Raw genomic sequence first — 16,927 nt, 5'->3', positions numbered from 1 at the left:
TCCGGGCGGGGCCGGGTTCAGGCGAGGCCGGGTTCAGGCGGGGCCGGGAGCCGAGGGGACCCGGGGGCGCGGACACGGGTCCGGCGCGAGCGCGGGGCCAGGTCGAAGCCGGTAGCGTACGCGCAGCATTCGAGGAGGGGGACGAGTGATCGGGTGGGTGCGGCGGTGTCGCGGGTTCCGGGGCGACCGCGAATTTCCTGACCGCCGCGGCCTCCGGGACCGCCTCCGGTTCCAGCTCCGGGACCGGGAGCGGGAGCGGGAGCGGGAGCATATTCGCCTCCTGGACCGCCGCCTGCTCCTGGAGCACCGCTGGTTCCTGGTCGTGCTGGTCGCGGGGATCGCGCTGCGGGTGATCACCATGCTCGGCTACCGGCCCGCGCTCTGGTTCCCCGACTCCTACACCTACGTCGTCACCGCGCTGAAACCCCGGCCCGACCTGGTCCGCCCCGCCGGGTACCCGATGTTCATGCGGCTGCTCGAACCGTTCCACGAGTTCGCCGTCGTCGCGCTGGCCCAGCACCTGCTCGGGCTGCTGGTCGGCGTGCTGGTCTATCTCACCGCGCGGCGGCTGCGGGCGCCAGGCTGGGCCGCCACGCTCGCGTCCGTCCCCTCCCTCCTGGACGCCTACCAGATCCAGCTGGAGCACCTGCTGGTCTCCGACACCCTGTTCGCGGCCCTGGTCGTGTCGGCGGCCTGCCTGGCCGTGCGCGAGTCCGCCGGGTGGCGTACGGCGTGCGGGATCGGGCTGCTGCTCGCGGCGGCGACGCTGACCAGGACCGTCGGGCTGCCGCTGGTGGCCCTCTTCGCGGCCTGGCTGATCTTCAGGGACCGGGGCCGGGTGCTCGCGGCGGGAGTGATGCTCGCCGCCGCGACGGTGCCGATCCTCGGGTACGGGGCCTGGTTCCACGCGACGTACCAGCGGATCGGCATCGTGGGCGCGAACGGCGTCTTCCTGTACGGCAAGACGATGACCTTCGCCGACTGCGGCGTGATGCGCCCGCCGCCCGACCTGGCGGTGCTCTGCGACCCCCGCCCGGCGGCACAGCGGCCTCCCGCGCAGGAGTACGTCTGGGCGCAGGACTCGCCGCTGGTCAGGCTGCCCGGCATCACCTTCACCCGGGCGAACGACACGCTGGCCGGGCGGTTCGCGTCGCTGGCGATCCTGAGCCAGCCGCTGGACTATCTCGGCTCGGTCGCCTCGGAACTGGCCCGCTCGTTCACCGTGGGCCGCCCGGTCTACCCGGACCAGGAGATCTACGACTACTACCAGTTCCCGGCGACACCGCCCGCGCCGCCGGGGCGCTATCCGGCGACGGTGGGCGCCGAGGCCGCGAAGCGCTACGAGAGGGGCCCGATCTCCACCCGGATCGTCGAACCGTACGCGGGCTGGATCCGTACCTATCAGGGAATCGCCGGACTGCCTGGCGCGGCGGTCCTGGTGATCCTGCTGCTACCGCCCGCGGCGGCGTGCGTCCGGCGCTTCCGCCCGGACTCCACGGCGTGGGCGCTGCCCTGGTCGGTGGCGGTGGTGCTGCTGGTGATGCCGGCGGCGGTGGCGGAGTTCGACTACCGGTACGTCCTGCCGGCCGTGCCCGCCGCCTGCCTGGCGGCGGCACTTGTCGTACGTAAACCTAATTTCAGTAACATTCCTACTAATGTCCGCATTTGAGTATGCTGGCCGCCGAATCATCATGGCGGTGTCAGGGGGCGGTCTTGGCCAAGTTCGCATCATCACGACTCCTGGCGCGCACCTCGTGATCTACCCTTTGGGCTCGATGATCGAGCACGAGCACCGGACGACGCCCCCCAGCGGGAGGCTCGCATGAGCGACCACCGGCAGGCGGCCGTCAGGGACCGCCGGAGCGAACCCGCCTCCCACGGCCGCCGCGGCGCGCGGCGCGCGGGAGGGGACGGCCCCCCTCAGGAAAGCCCGCAGAGAGACCTCCCGACACAGCCGGGTGAGGCGACGCCGAGGGGCAAAAACCGCAAGCAGCGGCGGCTCACCACCGGCGCCTGGGCCGGTATCGCGGCGACCGGCCTGCTGGTGCTCGGCACCCTGGGCGGCTACGGGGTCTACCGCAACGCGGTCGGCAACATCGACGACCTCGAGCTCGGCAACAAGCTCGGCAACAACCGCCCGGCGCCCGTCAAGGGCGCGCTCAACGTGCTGATCGTGGGCTCCGACACCCGCGAGGGCGACAACCTCAAGTACGGCCAGAAGATGGCCGACGCGGGCAAGCGCACCGACACGATCATCCTCATGCACATCGCCCCCGACCGCGACAAGGCGACGTTCGTCAGCTTCCCCCGCGACTCGGTGGTCGACATGCCCGCCTGCCAGTCCGAGACGGGCGCACCGGTGGCGGCCCGCACCGAGATGATCAACGCCGCCTACAACGAGGGCGGCATCACCTGCACGATCACCACGATCGAGGCGCTCACCGACATCCGCATCGACCACTTCGTCGAGGTCGACTTCACCGGCTTCAAGAACATCGTGGACGCCCTCGGCGGCGTCAGGGTCTGCCTGACCAAGCCGGTCGACGACAAGAAGGCCAAGCTCACCCTCCCGGCGGGCTGGCACCTGTTGGCGGGCGAGAAGGCCCTGGGCTACGTCCGGCTGCGCGGTTACGGCGACGGCAGCGACATCGGCCGCATCAAGCGCCAGCAGGTCTTCCTCAGCCAGGTGGTGAAGAAGGCCACCAGCAGCGAGCTGCTGACCGACCCCGTCAAGATGCTGAGCTTCATCAACACCGCCGCCAAGTCCGTCCGGATGGACTCGGAGCTGGCCAAGGACACCGGCACCCTGTTCGAGATCGGGAAGAGCGCCCAGAAGCTGACCGCGGGCGGCGTCAAGCTGATCACCGTCCCGTGGGGTCCCCACCCCGACGACCCCAACCGCGTCGCCTGGGTGCAGCCGTACGCGAACCAGCTGTTCGCCGCGATCAAGAACGACACCGAGGTCACCCCGCCCCCGGACCCCAAGGCCAAGCCGGCCGTCAAGCGCGAGCAGGTCAGGATCCAGGTGTTCAACGGCACGGACACCCCGAACAGGGCCAGGGAGGTCGCCGCCGAGCTGGCCGACCAGGGCTTCGTGGTCACCCACGTCGGCAACGCCCGCCCGGCGACCGGCAACGTGCCCACCACCACGGTGCGCTACGCCAAGAAGGACGCCGCCGACGGCGTCTCGTACGGCGACGCGCTGGCCGCCAGGCTCTCCGGCGACAAGCGCGCCCCGGTCGCGGGCAAGGTCAGGCCGGTCACCACCGAGAAGTACGTCCCATCCGTGGCGCCCCCGCCCACCCCGGGGGGCAAGGCACCGACCGGGCCGGTCATCCAGCTGATCATCGGTGCCGACTGGCCGGGCGTCCGCGCCCTCCCGAAGATTCCCGACGCCCTCACGGACAAGGTCGTCGACAGCAAGACCAACCCCTGCACCTGACGTCCCCTTCGCGGCGGCCCGGCCGCCCCGGCGGGACGGCCGGACCGGCCGCTGTGACCGGATGTGACCGGATGTGACCGGATGCGGCCGGGTGACCGGGCCGGGCCGGACGGCGGTGCGACCGGCCGCCCGGCCGGGTGAGCGGGCGGAACCGGACCGCACGGACGGAGGCGGCGGAGCCCGGCGAACCGGACATCATGCTCGGGTAGCGGAGAGTCACCGTCCGGGGAGGCGTCGGGAACCGGCTGTTCACCGGGCCGTGGACAGTCACGATTACCCGAGAACCGCCCGAATCAGAGTGCGTGTGTGCGACAGAGGGCGCACAGTCGGTTTAGGGTTGGTCAAGGCCGCGAGGCGAACGCCCGCCCGCACCTCCGGCCCGCCCCCGGGCACCCCGCCAGTCTGCCCGACTACTCCCCGGTCTCCGACAGATAGCTGAGCCTTCCCCTCGTGAGCGACATCCGATCCTTCCAGGTGCCGGCCCCCCAGGACGACGGCGGTTCCGAACCCGGCTCCGGCGGGTCCACCGGCGGGCAGGGCCGGAGATCCGCCCCGTGGCCCGGTCACGCGCAGGCGCCCGGCGGGCCCCAGCCCTCATGGCCGGAGCCGCCGTCCCCGGGTCCGGCCGCCTCCGGCAGGGCGTCCCGGCGCGACGCCGGGGGCGATCGGGAGGAGAGCCCCGGCGAGGTCACCGAGTGGGGGGCTTACCCGGCGTACCGCGAGCCGCACGCCGGCGGCCCTCACGACTCCCACGACCCGCTCGACCTGTCCAAGCCCCTGAACGCCGAGCCGGTCCCCCAGGAGCCCTCGTGGGGCCGTGAGGAGCCCTCGTGGTCCCAGGAAGGTCCGGCGTGGGCGCAGGACTCGTCGTGGGCGCAGGCGTCGTGGGCGCAGGAGGACTCCTCCCCCTCGGTCCCACCGCGGGTGCGGGAGGACTCCTCCCCCTCGGTGCCGCCGCGGGCGCGGCAGGATCCCTCCCCCTCGGTGCCGCCATGGGGGCAGGAGGACTTCCCCCCGTCGTGGGCGCAGGACGGCCCCACTCCTCCGCAGGGCGCCCCCCAGGTGCCGGCGCCCCGGCCCGACTGGGCTCCGCCGCCCACGTCGCCGCCCACGTCGCCGCGCGTCCCCCCGCCGCCGGGAGCCGCGCCCTCTCGGGCTCCCGGCCAGGCGCCCGCCCCCGGATATCCCGGGGTCCCCGGGGATTCCCAGCTTCCCGGACGGCCACGGCTGCCCGGAGAGCCGCAGGCTCCCGTGCGGTTCCCGGACACGGGACGACCGCCGTCCGCCCCGCGGCCCCGCCAGGAGCCGCGGCCGGCCGGTGAGCGTCCCTTCTCCTACTGGGAGAACACCAGCCGGGAGAGCGAGCCCTCGTTCTGGAGCCAGGGCCCGCAGGCCGAGCAGGAGCTGCGGGCCGAGCGCGAGCGCGAGCCGGTCGCCGAGGAGGAGGCCCCGGCCCCCGCGGCCAGGAAGAAGCGCGAGCCCTACCTCGACAACGTGAAGTTCGTCCTGATCGCCCTGGTGGTGACGGGCCACTCGCTGGTCCCCACCCTGAAGGCGCACTCGGCGGAGGCCGCGTACCTGTTCATCTACATGTTCCACATGCCGGCGTTCGTGCTGATCAGCGGATACCTGGGCCGCAACTTCTGGAACTCCAACGCGAAGATCAACAAGCTGGTCGACACCCTGCTGATCCCGTACGTGGTCGTGGAGATCGGCTACGCGCTGCTCCGCTACGGGCTTGGCCAGAAGTGGACGCTGACGATAATTGATCCGGCCTGGCTGAACTGGTATCTGCTGGCCCTGGTCCTCTGGCGGATCTCCACGCCCATCTGGACGCGGATGCGGCAGCCGCTGCTGGTCGCGGTGGTCATCTACATGGCCGCGGGCTTCTCGGAGATCTCCGGCGACTTCAGCATCGACCGCTTCTTCGGCCTGCTGCCGTTCTACGTGCTCGGCCTGCTGCTCAAGCCGGAGCACTTCGACCTGCTCAAGCCCCTCTGGGTCAAGATCACCTCCGCGGTGGTCCTCGTCGGCGCCGCCGGGGTGGCGATCGTCATCGCGCCCCGCGTCCCCCTCGACCCGATCTACTTCCGCTACAGCTTCAAGGCCATGGACATGTCCTGGTGGCTGGGCTTCGGCGTGCGCGGCGCCGTGCTGGTCGCGGCGCTGGTCATGACGGTCGCGGTGCTCGCGCTGGTGCCCCGGGGCGAGACCTGGTTCTCCGACCTCGGCACCCGCACCCTGTACGCCTACCTGCTCCACGGCGTCGTGGTGGTCATCGCCAAGGACCAGGGCTGGCTGAGCTTCCCCTGGCTGTACGGCCCGCTGGGCGTGGCGGCGATCGCGTGCAGCTCGCTGGCCCTGGCCATCGTGCTGTGCCTGCCGGAGACCCGCAAGCTCTTCAAGTGGATGCTCGAACCCCGCCTGGTCTGGCTCTACCGCCGCCCGTCCCCGCCCGCCGACACCACTGCCGCTACCACCGCACCGGCCGACGCCGCACCCGCCGCCAGGGAGAGTTCAGCGCCAGTTACCCGGTAATTAACCCCACACATCCGGTGATGACGGAACGAACCCCCAGCATCGGGATATGCGGGTATGCGTCGCGACAATCGCTCATCACCCAGAGGACGCCCGGATCATGCATCGGCAGATCCGTTCGCTCCTCGACGCCGGGCATGAGATCACCTACGTCGCCCCCTTCACCGACTGCAACGTCACCCCGGATCCGGGGATCCGGGCGATCGACGTGCCCCGGGCGACCGCCGGGCGCCGCAGGCGGGCGCTGAAGGCCGCCCGGGGGGCCCTGAAGCGCGGGGTGGAGGGCGCCGACCTGCTGGTCGTACACGACACGGAACTGCTGTTCCGCCTGCCCAGGCGCCGCCCCGCCACCGTCTGGGACGTGCGAGGGGACGGCGGGAGCGCCTGGGGCGCCTGGGGCGCTGACGCGCCGGGCACCGACCTCGGCCTCCCCGGCCCCCTGCGCCGGGCCCTGCCCGCGCTGGTACGCCGGGTCGAGGCCCGCGCGGAGCACCGCCTGCACCTGATCCTGGCCGAGGACTCCTACCGGGAGCGGTTCTCCGGCCCCCACCCGGTCGTGCCCAACGCCGCCTACGTGTCCCCGACCCCGCCCCCGCCGCCCGGCCGGAACCGGGTGGTCCACGTGGGCCACCTCTCCGAGGCCGGAGGCGTGGCCGAGCTGATCGAGTCGGCCCGGCTGCTGCTCCCGTACGGGATCAGGCTCGACCTGATCGGCTCCGCCGACGTCCGGATCAGGCCGCTGCTGCGGGACGCGCAGCGGGAGGGCCTGCTCGACTGGTACGGCTACGTGCCCAACCGGCACGCGCTGCGGATGGCCGAGGGGGCGATCGCCGGCCTGTCGCTCCCGCACGACGCGCCCGGCCCCCGGCCCGTACCAGCCAAGATCATCGACTACATGTCCCGGGGAGTCCCGGTGATCACCACCCCCCTGCCCGCCGCGGCGTCCATGGTCGAGAGGACCGGGTGCGGTGTCGTCGTCCCCTTCGGGGACGCCCGGGCTGCGGTACGGGCGGTGCTGGCGTTGCGGGACGACCCCGAAGGGGCGGCCGCGACGGGCGCGCGCGGCCACGCCGAGGCCCTGGCCCACCACAACTGGCCGGACCACGCGGGCGCGTTCGTCGGGCGGCTGGAGGAATGGGCGGGCAAACCAGTGACGTCCGGCCTGGAGATTGGTGTACTGGAGGCATGGCACGCCATCTGATTCAGGGGCGCGAGGTCACCATGCCGGTCCGCGTCCGCGACGTCATGGTCTGCAGCGCGTCCTACCTGGTCAGGGCGGACGCCGCGCGGGCGGTGATCGCCTACTCGCATCTGGACGTCGCCGAGGTGCTGCCCCGCAAGGCCCTGTGCACGCTGGTGTTCGCCGACTATCTCGACAGCGACCTGGGCGGCTACCACGAGTTCGGCGTCGCCTTCCTGGCCAGGCCCCCCGGCTCCGGCCATGTTCCCCGCGGGGGGCTGCGCGCGAACCTGGCCGAGCTGCACCGCACCGGCGCCGGGGCGTTCGTCCACTGGCTCCCGGTCGACCAGGGCTTCACCCTGGAGGCGGGTCGCGCCATCTGGGGCTTCCCCAAGGAACTCGCCCACATCGACCTGCGCATGTCCTCCCCCTACAAACGGTGCATCGTGCGCAAGGACGGCCGCCTGGTGCTGGACCTGCTGATCAAACCGGGCGTCCCGGTCCCGGGCACCGGCATGATGACCCCCCTCGACGCCTACAGCCACCTGGACGGCATCACCCGCCGCATCCCCTGGTCGCTGTCCCCCCGGGGGATCCGCACGCGCCCCGGCGGCGCTCTCATCCGCCTGGGCAACCATCCGATCGCCAAGGAACTGAGCGAGCTCGGCCTGCCCAAGCGCGCCCTGGTGACGAGCACGGTCGCCCACCTGGCCATGACGCTCGGCGAGGCCAAGGAACCCTGAGAGCACTGAGAACCCTGAGAGCGCGGGGAGCACGGGGAGCGCTGAGAGCCCTGAGAGCCCTGAGAGCCCGGGGAGCCCGGGGAGCCCGGGGAGCACTGAGAGGAGCCGCCCGCGGGATCAGGCGTCGAGTTCCAGGAGGGGCAGCTCGGCCCTCGTCGGCAGGCCCTGCCAGTCGCTGGGCCCCGACGAGGCGAAGGCCGCGAGCAGGCCGCCCCGGCGCAACCGGTCGGCCGGGTGCAGGCCTTCCAGCAGCGCGCTGAGATAGCCCGCGACGAAGGCGTCCCCCGAGCCGTTGGGGTCGACCACGGGCGCGGAGAGGCTGGCGGCGTCGTGGCGGACACCGTCGACCCGCACGCTCGCCCCCCGGGCGCCGCGGGTCACGATGACCTCGCGATCCCCGGTGAGCGCGGGCTTGACCAGGTCGAGCTCGGTCTGCCGGACGAACAGCACGTCGGCCGAGCAGGCCAGCACGCTGAGGATCTCCTCGGCCTCGCGCAGGTCGGGCCAGAGCTGGTCGTGGTAGTCGATCGCCACCGAGACCGCGACCCCGGCGGTCCGCGCGGCGCGCACGGCGGCGTGCATGGCGTCGCGCGCGCTCAGCGCGGCGGTGATCCCGCTGACGTGCAGGACGCGGGAGGCCGCGATCCGGTCCACCGGAACGTTCCCCTGGGCGAGCCTGACGCCGGTGCGGTAGTACGTGACCCTGGACGCCTGGCCGAGCCTCGACTCCTTCAGGAGGATCCCGGTCGGGGACCCCTCGTCCACCCGGGCGTCGGAGACGTCCACGCCCTCGCCGCGCAGCGCGGTGAGGATCCTGGCCCCCAGCTCGTCGCCGCCGACCTTGCCCAGCCAGCCCACCCGGTGGCCGAGCCGGGACAGCCCGACCGCGACGGTGAACTCGGCCCCGGCGACGTCCAGCCTGGCCTCGTGCTCGTGGCGGATCCGGCCGCTGGTGACGACGCCGAACGCCTCGCCGAGGGTGTAAACGTCCACTGCGGATCGGGGATCAGACGATCGGCGGGCGGCCGAGGCGGAGCATGCGCCAGGCGGTGTTCCAGCCCATGGGACGGCGCTCGCCCGCGGGCTCGCGGAGCCCCTCGGTGAAGCCCTTGAACCAGGCGCGCAGGGCCGGCTTGGAGCGCTCGCGGACCAGGGTCAGCACGATCCAGTTGAGGAGGTAGAGCGCGGCCAGCGCCCAGGGAAGGTTGCGGCGGGCCAGCCAGACCCGGTTGCGGGCGTTGAGGCGGTAGAAGTCGGTGTGCCGGGTCGGGGGGACCTGCGGGTGGTACATGACCGTCTGGGCGTCGTACTCGATGCGGTAGCCCTCGCCGAGGAGCCTCCAGGCCAGGTCGGTCTCCTCGTGGGCGTAGAAGAAACGCTCGGGGAGACCGCCGACCTGGAGGAAGGCCGAGCGGCGGATGGCGCACGCGCCGCCCAGGAAGGTGGTGACCGGGGAGGACCGCTCGGGGTCGCCCGCGCGCAGGCGGGGGACGTGGCGGCGCTGGCCGATGCCGCCGTCGGGGTCCTTCACCCTGAAGGAGACGACCGCGAGGTCGTGCTCGGTGGAGAAACGCTCCCGCAGGTGGGAGACGAGTCCCATGTCGGCGTACCAGCCGTCGTCGTCGAGGAAGAGGACGACGTCGCCCGAGCACTCCTCGACGCCGCGGTTGCGGCCCGCGGGAATGCCCGCGTTGTGGTTCAGCCGCACGCTTCTGATCGAGGCCGAGGACCCCGGGGGCACGGTGGCCGACAACTCGGGAACGTCCGTGCCGTTGCCGACGATGACCACCTCGACGTCACCGTCGACCTGGTTCAGCGCGGACTCGACCGCCCGGTCCAGCTCGGGGACCCGGTTGCCCATGGTGAGGATGACGCACGAGATCTTCAACGGGTCATCGTCCTGACGCGTCGAGAGCACGTACGGAGCATACTTTCATGACCACCGAGTCTGCTGGGCCGGGAAATCTGGCGGGGCTGGAGTTTCCCGGTATACCGGAGTTTCCTGGTATACCGGGGGACAAGCGTATCGGAACCGCTGGCGAACACCTGCCAAACAGCGGGGTGTTCGCACTTACGACGCGCCCGGACGCCATCCGGTTCCTCATGAAAGCCGCCTGGACGCCAGAATGCTGATCAGATGCAGGATCGTCTGCAGCACGGCGACGACCACGCAGGCCACCACGAGGATCCTCGTCGCCGCCAGCCCTCCGTTGAGCGCGTCCCAGATCGCGGCGACCACGATGAGGAGGGACAGCTCGACCGCCTGCACGATCCGGTGGAATTTCAGCGCCGCGGCCGCCCTGCGCGCCATGCCCAGCCCGCGCGACCGGAAGTGCTCGGCCGATGACTCGGTCGCCGCGACCAGCCCGGAGCGAGCCCGGGCCACGTCGACCAGGTCGGTCTCCGCCTTGATCAGGATGGCGCCGAGCGCGGCGGCGAACCCGATCACGGTGTACCAGTCGGGCAGGATCTCCGACGCCCGGAAACCCAGCCCGATGAGGATGGCCGCCTCGGCGAAGTAGTGGCCGACCCGGTCGAGGTAGACGCCGGTGATGGAGGTGCGGCCGGTCCAGCGGGCCAGCTCGCCGTCGGAGCAGTCGAGCAGCAGGTAGAGCTGGACCAGCAGGGCCGCGAGGACGGCCGCCCAGAGCCCCGGCAGCGCGAGCACCGCCCCGGCCAGCAGGCCGGTGAGGATCATCAGCCAGGTGGTCTGGTTGGGGGTGATCGGCGTCTTGGCGAGGAACCAGGTGACGTAGATCGACAGCTTGCGCATGTAGAGCGCGCCGGCCCAGTGCTCGCCGCTGTTGCGGTCCATGGTCGAGTGCGGCTGGGCCACCGCACGGAGCTCAGCGACCGACGGCCCGGACATAATCCTCCACCCGATCGTGAATCTCCGGCTCCGACAGGCGCAGGTGCTCAAGGATCGTGTAGCGGCCGGGGCGCGTGGCCGGGGCCAGCATGACCGCCTCGGTGAACTGGGCCGGGGACAGCCCCACGTCGATGGGGGTGACCGGCAGCTCGTGCCCGCGCAGGCAGTCGACGACCTGGTTGAGCCTCCGCGAGTCCTCGCGGAGGAAGAAACAGAATGCGGCACCTATCCCGGCGAGCTCGCCGTGGTTGGAGGTGCCGGGAAAGAGCTGATCCACGGCATGCAGGATCTCATGGTCTCCGCCACTCGAAGGACGCGAGGATCCGGCGACCACCATCGACATGCCCGACAGGATGAGCGCCTCGGCCAGCACGGTGAGGAACGCGTCGGACTCGATCGAGTCGGATCTGCCGATCACCGCCTCCGCCGAGGTCCTGGACATCGCGCAGGCCAGGCCGTCGATCGGCTCCCCGCGCTCGCTCGCGCCGAGCTGCCAGTCCTCGATCGCCGAGAGGTTGCTGACCACGTCGCCGACCCCGGACCGGACCAGCGAGGCGGGCGCGTCGTGTACGAAATCGAGATCCACCATGATGGCCAGCGGCATGGGCACGCCGAAGGAGCCCTTGCCGCCGTCGTGCGTGAGCGAGGCCACCGGCGAGCAGATCCCGTCGTGCGACAGGTTGGTGGCCACCGCCACCATCGGGATCCCTGCCAGCGACGCGGCGTACTTGGTCACGTCGATGGTCTTGCCGCCGCCGATGCCCACGACCGCCTCGTACGCGCCCTTGCGCAGGTCGGCACCGAGCGAGATCGCCGCGTCGACCGAGCCGTCGGGCACCCGGAAGACCTGGGCCTCGCCGAGCGAGGGAGTGATCACCGAGGCGATCCGGTCTCCCTGGCCCGCGCCCACGGCCACCGCCACCCGCCCCGAGGTCGCCACCCTGCTGTCGGCCAGCAACGAGCCCAACTGGGCGACAGCGCCCCGGCGCACCTCCATGGACAGGGGGGCCGGGAGCATCCTGGCTAGTATCGGCACGCGATCTCCCGCGCCTTGGCGAGGTCGTCGTGGTTGTCTACCTCGACCCACGGGACGTCGCCGATCGGAGCGACGGCGATCTTCTCGCCGCGGGCGACGAGCTCCTGGTAGCCGTCCTCGTAGTAGAGCTGCGGGTCGCGCTCGAAGGTGGCCTGGAGGGCGTCGGCGAGACGGTCTCCGATGCCCGGCCGGATGAGCGTGGCGCCGATGTACTCACCGGCGGCGGCGGCCGGGTCCATCAGCTTGGTGATCAGCCGCAGGTGGCGGTCGCCGTCCAGGGTGACCTTCATCTCCTCGTCGGCGAGCTTCTTGACGTCGTCGACCGCGAGCAGGATGTCGGTGGTCGCCGGCGCGGAGAGCAGCGTCTCCTCCACCGAGACGGGGTGCACCGTGTCGCCGTTGACCAGGAGCACGCCCTGGTCGAAGTAGTCGCGCGCGCACCACAGGGAGTAGGCGTTGTTCCACTCCTCGGCCTTGTCGTTGTGCACGAGGGTGAGCTTCACGCCGTGCCGCCGCTCCAGCTCGGCCTTGCGCTCGTGTACCGCCTGCGCCTGGTAGCCGACGATGACCACGACGTCACGGAGATCGGCCGCCGCGAGGTTGCGCAGCGAGATGTCCATGATCGTGGTGTCGCCGTCGACCGGCACGAGCGCCTTGGGCAGCGTGTCCGTGTACGGCCGCAGGCGTCGTCCGGCCCCGGCGGCCAGCACCATTCCCAGCAACGTGCACTCCTCATTCGGGTGAGAGCCTCCCGGCGGGCACTCCTAGGCCCCAAAGATTAGTTGCCTTCGGACCCTGATCGTGTAATCCGGGGTTCGCCGGACGTTCTCAATCGTGTGCGCCGAGGTCGGCCGCGTCCACCCCGGTGTCCACTCCGGTGTCCACCCCGACCCGCGGGGCGGCCAGCCAGCAGGTGACGCTCTCCCAGGAGAAAAGGCACCACAGGTAGAGCGCGAGCAGGGCGAACACCAGCGTGACCTGCCCGGCGAGCCCGCCGAGGGCGATCAGCAGCATCCGGCCGTCCCAGCCGAGCCCGGAGGTGGCCAGCCAGGACGGCGGGTAGACCCGCTGCCTCAGCCGGTAGACGACGTCGTAGTGGTGGAAGGCCATCGCGCCGAGCAACATGAAGATCAGCCACGGCGGCACGTCGTGCGCGAAGCCCACCGAGGCCACGAAGCCGTACTCGGTGAGGCGCAGGATCGGCGGCACCAGCCAGTCGAGCCGGCCGTCGTGCGGGTGGGAGCTTCCGAGACCGGCCAGCAGCAGCGCCACCGCGGGGGCGAACACCGCCGGCCCGTCGGTGCCGGCCACCCCGACCAGCAGCAGCACCCCGGTCACGAACATCCCGACGATCGCGGGCGGCAGCGGCGGGAGCTGCCCGGCCACCAGGGCGCCCATGCCCCTCGACAGCACCCCGTCGTCCCGATAGGCGACCACGACGCTCCGCGGCACCGGCGCCATATGCACAGAAATCATGATCGCACCTGTTTTCCCACTCGCCTGGCGGAAGATCCGTCCCGCCGGTCGCGGACCCCGCCGCCCCGGGCCGTTCGTCGTGCCGGTCACGGCTCCCACCGCCCCGGGCCGTTCGTCGTGCCGGCCATGGATCCTGTCGCCCCGGGTCATCGGCTGAGCGACCTGCCCATCCGGCCGAAGAGGATGTAGAGGGCGGCGATCCCGCCCCAGGCCAGCAGCGCGATGAAGGTCACCCGGGCGTTGAAGAGGGCGGCGGTCACCGCGATCAGGGCCATCCGCTCCCCGATGGGCAACACGATGATCTTCTTGAACCAGCGGGTGAGCGACGCCTTCTCCATGGCCCGCGAGAGCCGCACGACCGCGTTGCCCGCCCCGGGCCCGGCACCGTCCCCGGCGGCCGCCCTGCCCAGAGAGTCCGCCCGCCCGCCTCCGGGACCCGCCGCCCGCTCGTCCCCGGGCCCCGCCGCCCGCTCGTCCCCGGGCCCCGCCGCCCGCTCGTCCCCGGGCCCCGCCCGCTCGCCTCCGGCGCCGGCGGCCGGTGCGCCGGCCCCGTCTTCCCCGCTCTCGCCCGCGCTCGGTGTCCGCCCCGCGTCGGCCCCCGCGAACGCGGCCCGCCGCTCCGGCAGGTACGGCGCCACCGACCGCCTCGCGTCACCGGCCGGGTCGGCCGGCGAACCCGCCTTCCCGGCCCAGGCCGCGCCCACCCGGCTCGCGTCGGCGCGCGCCCCCGAGTACGAGAAGTCGATCGTGTGGCGGAGCATCTGCAGGATCATCGCGGACACCGCCAGCGCCCAGATGCCGTCCGGGCCGCCGCCCGCGACGTCCAGACCGGCCGCGTACCCGATGGCGAGGCCCAGGTAGACGGCGTACTCCTTGACGCGGTCGAAGGTGGCGTCCAGCCACGCCCCGAGCGGCGAGAAGGTCCGGGTGTAGCGGGCGAGCTGGCCGTCGACGCAGTCGAGCACGAACGACAGGTAGAGCAGGACCGCCCCGGCGATCAGGCCTGGCCGGGTGCCCACGGAGAACCAGATCGCGGCGAGCGCGGCGAAGCCTACAGAGATGCCGGTGACCGCGTTCGGCGTCAGGCCGAGCCCGGCGACCGCCTTCACGAGGTGCCTGGACCAGGAGCTCACCCCGTACGTGGCGAAGAAGCCGTCGCCGGTCTTGACCGCGGCGTCCAGCCGGGCCTCGCCCTCGTCGACCTCGGCCAGCCGGGACACGGCCGTGTCGGCGTCCGCCTGCCCGGCCATCCGGTCGGCGTGCAGGCGGCCGAGCCTGGCCGCGCGCACCTGGACGCCGGAGCGGACCAGGCCGACCAGGAGCAGGCCGGGGGCCTCGCCGCCGTCCATCGGGCCGAAGGCGCCCGTCTCGGCCAGCTCGGCGAGCGTCTCGGCGGTCTCGGCGAAGCCCGCGAGGTCGGACACGCCGACCTGGAAGGCGCCTCTGAAGGTGCCGTTGGTCTCGCCGGCGGCCTCGTGGAAGGAGGTGCCCGCGGCCACCACGGACCTGCCGTCGGTCCTGACCGGGGGGCGCGCCGGACCCGGGGCAGCGCCCACCCGGCCCGCCTGGTCCACCCGGCCCGCCTGGTCCACCTCGCCCACCAGCGCGCCGGTGTCGCGGGCCGGGTGCTCCACGAGCATGGCCAGCGCCTCGGTGTGCGCCACCAGGTCGCCGGCGACCACCAGCACCGGGCCGATGGACGAGCGGGCCACCTTCGCGATCCTGCGCAGGTCGTCGGCGAGCCCCCTCGACCCCTCGGTCCCGATCATGTGGGTACCGCCGGGCGCGTGGATGATGTCGCTGGAACGGGCCACCACGTGCACGTCCCGTACGGGAAGGGAGGCGAGCTGGCCGGTCAGCCTGTCGAGCAGGGTCCCGCCGGAGCACCTGAGGCCGGACGTCTCGGTGGTGGCGAGCACGACCGCGACCGCATGCGAGGCGTCGGACGGGGCGATGGCGTGAGGGTCAGGCAATCCGGGCTCCTTCGTATCCGACGGGATCACCGTACGAATCGGGGAGTGCGCACTCAGCGTAGCTAGATCTTGACGGGATAGCACGGGAGCACGCCGGACGATCGGGTACGCACCCATTACGCTCGCCATATCCGAACTGTCAAAGGAATCTGATCGTGGCCGAACGTGAACCGCGTCCCCGAACCGTCGGTGTGGTCCTGGCAGGCGGCGTCGGCCGGCGCGTCGGCCACGACACCCCCAAGCAGCTGCTGGAGATCGCCGGCAGGACGATCCTCGAACACACCCTCGCCCTGTTCGAGGGATCACCGGAGATCGACGAGATCATGGTCCTGATGGCGCCCGGCTTCACCGGCGAGGTGGAGCGGATCGTCGAGCGCAACGGCTTCACGAAGGTCGGCAGGATCCTGGAGGGCGGCGCGAGCCGCCCGGAGACCACCTGGCGGGCGCTGCGGGCCCTGGGCGCGCAGGAGTGCCTCGTGCTGCTGCACGACGCCGTACGCCCCCTGGCGGAGCCCAGGATCATCGCCGACTGCGTCGAGGCGCTGAGGACCTTCTCGGCGGTCGAGGTGGCGATCCCGAGCTCCGACACGATCGTGGTGACCTCGCAGGGGCCGCACGGGGAGATCGTCAGCGACGTCCCCGACCGGGCCGGCCTGCGCCGCGTCCAGACCCCGCAGTGCTTCCGGCTCTCGGTGATCCGCGAGGCGTACGAGCGCGCCTTCGCCGACCCCGGCTTCGGCGACCGGCCGCCCACCGACGACTGCGGGGTGGTGCTGCGCTACCTTCCCGACGTGCCGATCCACGTGGTGCCGGGCAGCGAGCGGAACATGAAGGTCACGCACCCGGTGGACCTGTTCATCGCCGACAAGCTCCTCCGGCTCGCCGCGAGCGACGTCCCCGCCCGTTCCGGCACCGCCCTGCGCGAGGCGCTCGAGGGCAGGACCGTGGTGGTGTTCGGCGCGGACGGCGGCGCCGGCGCCGAGGTGGCGGAACTCGCCGGGCACCACGGCGCCCGCGTGTTCCCCCTCCTCGGCTCACCGGGCCTCCCGCGGCCGGCGGGCTCCCCGGGGTCACCGCCCCCCTCGGGAACACCGGACCCCTCCGAGACGCATGACCTTCCCGGTACGCCGGACCTTCCCGATGCGCCGAGCCTTCCCGGTACGCCGGACGGCGTCCGCGTCGACGACTTCCGGGCGGTGGCCGACGCGCTCGCCCGGGTCGTCAAGGAGACGGGCGGGATCGACTACGTGGTCAGCGCGGCGGGCGCGTCCCCGGGCAGGATCGACGCGGTGGACGACACCGCGATCGCCGAGACCGTGAGCCTGAACCACCTGGGCCCCGTCACCGTCGCCAGGGCGGCCCTCCCCCATCTCCGCGAGACGCGGGGACAGCTGCTGTTCCACGCCCCCTCCCGCGCCCGGGACGCGACGGGAGACGGCCTGCGCTCCTTCGCGGGAGCCGCCGTGGCCGGCCTGACCCGGGCGCTCGCGGAGGAATGGGCCGGGTACGGGGTGCGGGTCAACTGCGTGGATCCCGGGCGGGCCGAAGCCACGGCGCCGCCGGGCCCGCCCGCCCCGCACGCCGTCGCCCGCACCTCGCTGGACGTGCTCGCCTCCGGCGTCACCGGCCAGGTCGTCGACGCCCGCCCCTGAGCGCCATCCGCCCCGGCG

13 protein-coding genes are annotated in these 16,927 nt (G+C 72.4%); 6 read left to right on the top strand and 7 right to left on the bottom strand.

The window, feature by feature from the left end; all coding sequences use genetic code 11:
• Positions 1-145 precede the first annotated feature (145 nt).
• The 5 genes from AB0F88_RS08685 (at position 146) to AB0F88_RS08665 (ending at position 7,903) form a co-directional block, all read left to right on the top strand.
• Positions 146-1,669 (top strand): hypothetical protein, encoded by a 1,524-nt coding sequence (locus AB0F88_RS08685; protein ID WP_362679133.1) that lies wholly within the window; start codon positions 146-148, stop codon positions 1,667-1,669.
• Positions 1,670-1,822: 153 nt separating this feature from the next.
• Positions 1,823-3,442 (top strand): LCP family protein, encoded by a 1,620-nt coding sequence (locus AB0F88_RS08680; protein WP_362679130.1) that lies wholly within the window; start codon positions 1,823-1,825, stop codon positions 3,440-3,442.
• 450 nt (positions 3,443-3,892) lie between these two features.
• The gene (locus AB0F88_RS08675; protein ID WP_362679128.1) at positions 3,893-5,980 is read left to right on the top strand and encodes an acyltransferase family protein; all 2,088 of its coding nucleotides are present in this window, start codon (positions 3,893-3,895) and stop codon (positions 5,978-5,980) included.
• Positions 5,981-6,080: 100 nt separating this feature from the next.
• Complete coding sequence (locus AB0F88_RS08670; protein WP_362679125.1) at positions 6,081-7,181, top strand: glycosyltransferase; 1,101 nt, start codon at positions 6,081-6,083, stop codon at positions 7,179-7,181.
• Positions 7,166-7,903 (top strand): acetoacetate decarboxylase family protein, encoded by a 738-nt coding sequence (locus AB0F88_RS08665; RefSeq protein WP_362679122.1) that lies wholly within the window; start codon positions 7,166-7,168, stop codon positions 7,901-7,903. The genes AB0F88_RS08670 and AB0F88_RS08665 overlap by 16 nt, the downstream gene beginning before the upstream one ends.
• A 117-nt stretch (positions 7,904-8,020) precedes the next feature.
• Here AB0F88_RS08665 and AB0F88_RS08660 read toward each other — a convergent pair whose 3' ends face one another.
• The 7 genes from AB0F88_RS08660 to AB0F88_RS08630 form a co-directional block, all read right to left on the bottom strand.
• A complete protein-coding gene (locus tag AB0F88_RS08660; protein WP_362679119.1) occupies positions 8,021-8,896 on the bottom strand; it encodes a sugar kinase in 876 nt (291 codons plus the stop codon).
• Between the two features lie 13 nt (positions 8,897-8,909).
• Positions 8,910-9,791, bottom strand: a complete 882-nt coding sequence (locus AB0F88_RS08655) for a glycosyltransferase family 2 protein (RefSeq protein ID WP_362680596.1) — start codon at positions 9,789-9,791, stop codon at positions 8,910-8,912.
• A gap of 213 nt (positions 9,792-10,004) precedes the next feature.
• Entirely contained in the window at positions 10,005-10,772 is a 768-nt protein-coding gene (locus AB0F88_RS08650; RefSeq protein ID WP_362679116.1) for a CDP-alcohol phosphatidyltransferase family protein, read from the bottom strand.
• The gene (locus AB0F88_RS08645) at positions 10,750-11,790 is read right to left on the bottom strand and encodes an iron-containing alcohol dehydrogenase family protein (protein ID WP_362679113.1); all 1,041 of its coding nucleotides are present in this window, start codon (positions 11,788-11,790) and stop codon (positions 10,750-10,752) included. Before AB0F88_RS08645 ends, AB0F88_RS08650 begins: the two co-directional genes overlap by 23 nt.
• A gap of 5 nt (positions 11,791-11,795) precedes the next feature.
• The gene (locus AB0F88_RS08640) at positions 11,796-12,530 is read right to left on the bottom strand and encodes a phosphocholine cytidylyltransferase family protein (RefSeq protein WP_362679110.1); all 735 of its coding nucleotides are present in this window, start codon (positions 12,528-12,530) and stop codon (positions 11,796-11,798) included.
• Between the two features lie 106 nt (positions 12,531-12,636).
• Complete coding sequence (locus AB0F88_RS08635) at positions 12,637-13,284, bottom strand: DUF5941 domain-containing protein (protein ID WP_362679107.1); 648 nt, start codon at positions 13,282-13,284, stop codon at positions 12,637-12,639.
• Positions 13,285-13,430: 146 nt separating this feature from the next.
• Positions 13,431-15,257: a CDP-alcohol phosphatidyltransferase family protein gene (locus AB0F88_RS08630; RefSeq protein ID WP_362679104.1), complete on the bottom strand. Its 1,827-nt coding sequence runs from the start codon at positions 15,255-15,257 to the stop codon at positions 13,431-13,433.
• A 155-nt stretch (positions 15,258-15,412) separates the two neighbouring features.
• Between AB0F88_RS08630 and AB0F88_RS08625 the strand changes: the two genes are divergently transcribed.
• A complete protein-coding gene (locus AB0F88_RS08625) occupies positions 15,413-16,909 on the top strand; it encodes a bifunctional cytidylyltransferase/SDR family oxidoreductase (protein ID WP_362679101.1) in 1,497 nt (498 codons plus the stop codon).
• The last annotated feature ends 18 nt before the right edge of the window (positions 16,910-16,927 follow it).

This window comes from Streptosporangium sp. NPDC023963, from assembly GCF_040639135.1.
GTDB lineage: Bacteria > Actinomycetota > Actinomycetes > Streptosporangiales > Streptosporangiaceae > Streptosporangium.
This window is presented reverse-complemented; position numbering and strand designations above follow the sequence as displayed.

Coding starts and splice junctions, on each gene's coding strand:
- AB0F88_RS08635 (WP_362679107.1), bottom strand. CDS start 13,284: ATGATTTCTGTGCATATGGCGCCGGTGCCGCGGAGCGTCGTGGTCGCC.
- AB0F88_RS08650 (WP_362679116.1), bottom strand. CDS start 10,772: ATGTCCGGGCCGTCGGTCGCTGAGCTCCGTGCGGTGGCCCAGCCGCAC.
- AB0F88_RS08665 (WP_362679122.1), top strand. CDS start 7,166: ATGGCACGCCATCTGATTCAGGGGCGCGAGGTCACCATGCCGGTCCGC.
- AB0F88_RS08645 (WP_362679113.1), bottom strand. CDS start 11,790: ATGCTCCCGGCCCCCCTGTCCATGGAGGTGCGCCGGGGCGCTGTCGCC.
- AB0F88_RS08670 (WP_362679125.1), top strand. CDS start 6,081: ATGCATCGGCAGATCCGTTCGCTCCTCGACGCCGGGCATGAGATCACC.
- AB0F88_RS08680 (WP_362679130.1), top strand. CDS start 1,823: ATGAGCGACCACCGGCAGGCGGCCGTCAGGGACCGCCGGAGCGAACCC.